Raw genomic sequence first — 4,239 nt, forward strand, 5'->3', positions numbered from 1 at the left:
CCAGGGCGGCGGCCAAGGCCGCGAAGAAACGCAAGACGCCGGCCCCGGCCGCCAGCGAGGTGTCGCCATGAGCGCGCAAGGCATCGCGGCGGGGCCGTTCGCCCATGATCGCTCCTCGGTCGACCGCATCATGCTGCACGTTTGCCTGGCCCTGCTGCCGGCGACGGCCTGGGGGCTGTACCTGTTCGGCTGGCCGGCGATCTACCTGTGGCTGCTGACCTGCATCAGCGCCGTGGCCTGCGAGGCCGTCTGCCTGTACCTGCTCGACCGGCCGCTACGCCGCCTGCTGGACGGCAGCGCGCTGCTCACCGGCTGGCTGCTGGCGCTGACGTTGCCGCCCTGGGCTCCCTGGTGGATCGCCGTGGCGGGCAGTATCTTCGCCATCGGCATCGGCAAGCAACTGTATGGCGGCGTCGGGCAGAACGTCTTCAACCCGGCGATGCTGGCGCGAGTGGCGCTGCTGATCGCTTTTCCGCTGCAGATGACCACCTGGGCCTTGCCCTTGCCGCTGGGCACGCCGGGCGCGCCCGGCTGGCTGGAAGGCCTGCGCATCACCTTCGCCGGCGGGACGCTGGCCGATGGCCTGAGCGGCGCCACGGCGTTGGGCCATCTGCAGACCGAGCTGACCCTGGGCCACGGTGCACCGCAGATTCTCGCCGAGCATTTTTCCCTGTTGCCGGCCTTTCTCGGCTACAGCGGCGGTAGCCTCGGCGAGACCTCGGAGCTGTTGATCCTGCTCGGCGGGTTCTGGCTGCTGGCGCTGCGCATCATCCACTGGGAAATCCCGCTGAGCATGCTGCTGGTGGTGGCGGCGCTGGCAGCGCTGGCGCAGCAGATCAACCCGCAGGTGCATGGCGGCGGCCTGTTCCACCTGACCTCCGGCGGGTTGCTGCTGGGGGCGCTGTTCATCGCCACCGACCCGGTGACCTCGCCGATCAGCCGCAGCGGACGGCTGATCTTCGGTGCTGCCTGCGGCGGGCTGATCTTCGTCATTCGCAGCTGGGGCAGCTTCCCCGAGGCGGTGGCGTTCGCGGTGCTGTTCATGAATGCCCTGGTACCGCTGATCGACCGCCTCTGCCGGCCGCGCGCCTATGGCCGCAACGGTCGTGGCAAGCCCCTGGTGGCAGCGAAGTGGACCAGCCAGGTGAAGGAGGTCGACAAGGTATGAACGAGCTGAGCCAGACGCCGCCCGCAGAGGCCGGCGAACAAAGGATCACCCGGCCCGGCCTGCTCGAAGCGTGGCGCGAGCGGGTCGCCTACCAGGCGTTGTCGCTGGGGCTGGTCTGCGCCCTGGTGGCCCTGGCGCTGCTGCTCGGCAACCAGCTGACCCGGCAGCGGATCGCCGATGCCGAGCTGCAGGACCGCCTGGCCGTGCTGCGCCAGGTCCTGCCGCAGTCGCTCTACGACAACAACCCGCTGGCCGACGCCTATCGGATCGAGGACGCCGAACTCGGCATGCTCGAGGTATATCCGGCGCGGCGCGAAGGGCAACTGACGGCGACGGCCTTCCAGGTCAGCACCATCGGCTACGGCGGCCCGATCGTCCAGCTCATCGCCCTCGATAGCGAAGGCCGCATCCTCGGCGTGCGGGTGCTCAGCCACAAGGAAACCCCTGGCCTGGCGGACAAGATCGAAGTCGCCCGCAGCGACTGGATCAAGGGCTTCGACGGCCTGTCGCTGGCCAGCACACCGCTGGATCAGTGGGCGGTGAAGAAGGACGGTGGCCAGTTCGACCAGTTCGCCGGCGCCACCATCACCCCACGGGCCATCGTCAAGGGCGTGCTCCGGGCGCTCGAGTTCCAGGCCCGCCAGTCCACCGCCCAGTCCAACCAGGAGACTCGGCCATGAGCAGCCAATGCGGATCAGCGGATGTCACGGCGCCCAAGCCCAAGGGGCTGTTCAACTACTTCAGCTCGGCGCTGTGGGACTACAACGTCGCCCTGGTGCAGATGCTCGCGTTGTGCCCGGCGCTGGCGGTGACCACCACCGCTACCAACGGCCTGGGCATGGGCCTGGCCACCACCCTGGTGCTGATGATCACCAATGCGATCATTTCCGCGCTGCGCCACAGCATTTCGCCGGCGGTGCGCAACCCGCTGATGATCGGCATCATCGCCGGCGTGGTGACCCTCATCGACATGGCGATCAATGCCTGGATGCACGAACTGTACAAGGTGCTGGGGCTGTTCATCGCCTTGATCGTGACCAACTGCGCGGTACTCGGCCGTGCCGAATCGTTCTGCAGCCGCAACCCGGTGCTGCCCTCGATCCTCGACGGCGCCGGCATGGGCATCGGCTTCACCTGGGTACTGGTGGTGATCGGCGGGATACGCGAGATCCTCGGCAGCGGCACGTTGTTCGCCCAGGCCTCGCTGCTGCTCGGTGAGCACTTCCGCTGGCTGGAGATCACCGTCCTGCCCGGCTTCCAGGGCATCCTGCTGGCGATCCTGCCGCCCGGGGCGTTCATCGTTCTCGGCTTCGTGCTGGCGTTCAAGCGAGTAGTTGATCGCCGGCGCGCCGAGCGACGGATCAGGACCCATGGCGAACTGGTAGTGTTGCAGTGAGCCCGGCCGAGGAGCGAAGCAGACGATGAAGATTTCCGTTGTATATGCCGCCCCCCGGCAACCGTTGTTGTTCGATTGCCGCGTGGAGGAGGGCTGCAGTGTGGTCCATGCCATCGAACAGTCCGGCGTGCTGCGCTACTGCCCGGATATCGACCTGAGCAAACAGAAGGTCGGCGTGTACGGCAAGTTCGTCAAGCTCGACAGTCCGCTGAAGGAAGGCGATAGGGTGGAGATCTACCAACGCATCACGCGGGTTCTCGATGACGACGATGAGGATGATGACGATTAGTGTCGCGCCACATATCGGATGTCGGGTCTGGCTGCTCAATCTACGGTAGGAGCCGGCCATGCCGGCGATTCGCACGCATGGCGTGCTCCTACACGGGAACCGACAACTGACTGTTGAGACGAAACCAGGGACGCACGCGCTGCCGTGGCGCACGCCCCCGACCACTGACTGAGGAGCGACCGATGGACAGCCCCCCGAGCATGAACCGTGAAACCGCATTACGCATCGCCCTGGCCGCCCGGGCATTACCCGAGGTAGGTGTAGGCCGCCTGCTGGAAATCCTGCACCAGCGGATCGATGGAGAACTGAACGAAGAGAGCCTGCAGCGCGTGACCGTCACCGACCTCAAGACGGCGTTCGCCAGCGCCGACGGCGAGGAGGATGGCGAGGACATCGGCATCGGCCTGCCGGCGCTGAAGGAAGCGGTGCGCATCCTCTGGGGCGAAGGCGTCGGCGACGACCTGCCGCAGCCGGAGGTCCTGGACCGCGTGCCGGAAGGCTCGATCCGGGTGGCCATCGCCTCCAACAACGGCGAGCGCCTGGACGGCCATTTCGGCTCGTGCCTGCGTTTTCTGATCTACCAGATCGGCCTCGACAGCCTGGCGCTGGTGGACGTGCGCTCGGCGCTGGAGACCGAGTTCGCCGAGGATCGCAATGGCGCGCGTGCCGAGCTGATCGGCGACTGCCAGGTGCTCTATGTGGTCTCCATCGGCGGTCCGGCGGCGGCCAAGGTGGTCAAGACCGGCCTGTACCCGATCAAGAAGGCCGGTGGCGAGGCCCGGCAGATTCTCGCCGACCTGCAGACCGTCATGGCCGGCAACCCGCCGCCGTGGCTGGCCAAGCTGCTGGGCGTGAGCGCCGAGCAGCGAGTGCGCTTCGACCGCTCCGACGACGAGGCGGCCTGGGCATGAGCGATGTGCGCAGGCTGGTCGCCGTGGCCATCGACCGCCAGGGCAAGGTCGCCGGTCACGCCGGTCGGGCGCACCACTGGCAGGTGTACGACATCTGGCCCGGCGAGGCGCCGGAATCCGTCTATCGCCTGGCGCTGGACGAACAGGCCTGCCTGCACGAGTGGCATGTCAGCGCGCAACCGGAACGCCATCCGCTGCACGCGGTGGACGTGGCGATCGCCGCCAGCGCCGGCGACGGCGTGGTGCGTCGCCTGGGCGAGCGCGGCGTGACGCTGTTGACCACCGCCGAGAGCGACCCGGAACATGCCGTTAAAGCCTGGCTCGCCGGCAGCCTGCCGCCAGGCTTGCCGCACGAGGAGCCGGGCTGCGGCGGCGAAGGGCATCGGCATTCGTAATCGTGGATTGGCGGACTGCGAAAGGCCTGAAGCTTGAAAAGCATCGCCGCGAGGTCGGGCCTCCCACAAAAGCGGCCGGC

General features: G+C 67.6%; 6 protein-coding genes. All 6 read left to right on the top strand.

The window, feature by feature from the left end; translation table 11 throughout:
• Positions 1 to 1,168 (top strand): RnfABCDGE type electron transport complex subunit D (locus tag LO50_RS17445; RefSeq protein ID WP_236690599.1); only part of this gene is annotated, 1,168 nt, incomplete at its 5' end.
• On the top strand, positions 1,165 to 1,848 hold the full coding sequence (gene rsxG, locus LO50_RS17450; RefSeq protein WP_044315784.1) for an electron transport complex subunit RsxG: 684 nt from the start codon (positions 1,165 to 1,167) through the stop codon (positions 1,846 to 1,848). The genes LO50_RS17445 and rsxG, both read left to right, overlap by 4 nt.
• Complete coding sequence (locus LO50_RS17455) at positions 1,845 to 2,564, top strand: electron transport complex subunit E (protein WP_011912499.1); 720 nt, start codon at positions 1,845 to 1,847, stop codon at positions 2,562 to 2,564. The genes rsxG and LO50_RS17455 overlap by 4 nt, the downstream gene beginning before the upstream one ends.
• Before the next feature lie 25 nt (positions 2,565 to 2,589).
• Positions 2,590 to 2,853 carry an RnfH family protein gene (locus tag LO50_RS17460; RefSeq protein ID WP_044315785.1) on the top strand — a complete coding sequence of 88 codons (264 nt, stop codon included), beginning with the start codon at positions 2,590 to 2,592 and terminating at the stop codon, positions 2,851 to 2,853.
• 182 nt (positions 2,854 to 3,035) lie between these two features.
• Positions 3,036 to 3,764, top strand: coding sequence for a dinitrogenase iron-molybdenum cofactor biosynthesis protein (locus LO50_RS17465; protein WP_044315786.1), 729 nt, complete (start codon positions 3,036 to 3,038; stop codon positions 3,762 to 3,764).
• Positions 3,761 to 4,159: a NifB/NifX family molybdenum-iron cluster-binding protein gene (locus LO50_RS17470; RefSeq protein ID WP_044315787.1), complete on the top strand. Its 399-nt coding sequence runs from the start codon at positions 3,761 to 3,763 to the stop codon at positions 4,157 to 4,159. Before LO50_RS17465 ends, LO50_RS17470 begins: the two co-directional genes overlap by 4 nt.
• The last annotated feature ends 80 nt before the right edge of the window (positions 4,160 to 4,239 follow it).

Origin of the sequence: Stutzerimonas stutzeri (assembly GCF_000935215.1) — a bacterium.
Classification (GTDB): domain Bacteria; phylum Pseudomonadota; class Gammaproteobacteria; order Pseudomonadales; family Pseudomonadaceae; genus Stutzerimonas.

Bases quoted from the DNA above. Each gene is read 5' to 3' on its own strand.
- rsxG (WP_044315784.1), top strand. From the start codon at position 1,165: ATGAACGAGCTGAGCCAGACGCCGCCCGCAGAGGCCGGCGAACAAAGG.
- LO50_RS17455 (WP_011912499.1), top strand. From the start codon at position 1,845: ATGAGCAGCCAATGCGGATCAGCGGATGTCACGGCGCCCAAGCCCAAG.
- LO50_RS17460 (WP_044315785.1), top strand. From the start codon at position 2,590: ATGAAGATTTCCGTTGTATATGCCGCCCCCCGGCAACCGTTGTTGTTC.
- LO50_RS17465 (WP_044315786.1), top strand. From the start codon at position 3,036: ATGGACAGCCCCCCGAGCATGAACCGTGAAACCGCATTACGCATCGCC.
- LO50_RS17470 (WP_044315787.1), top strand. From the start codon at position 3,761: ATGAGCGATGTGCGCAGGCTGGTCGCCGTGGCCATCGACCGCCAGGGC.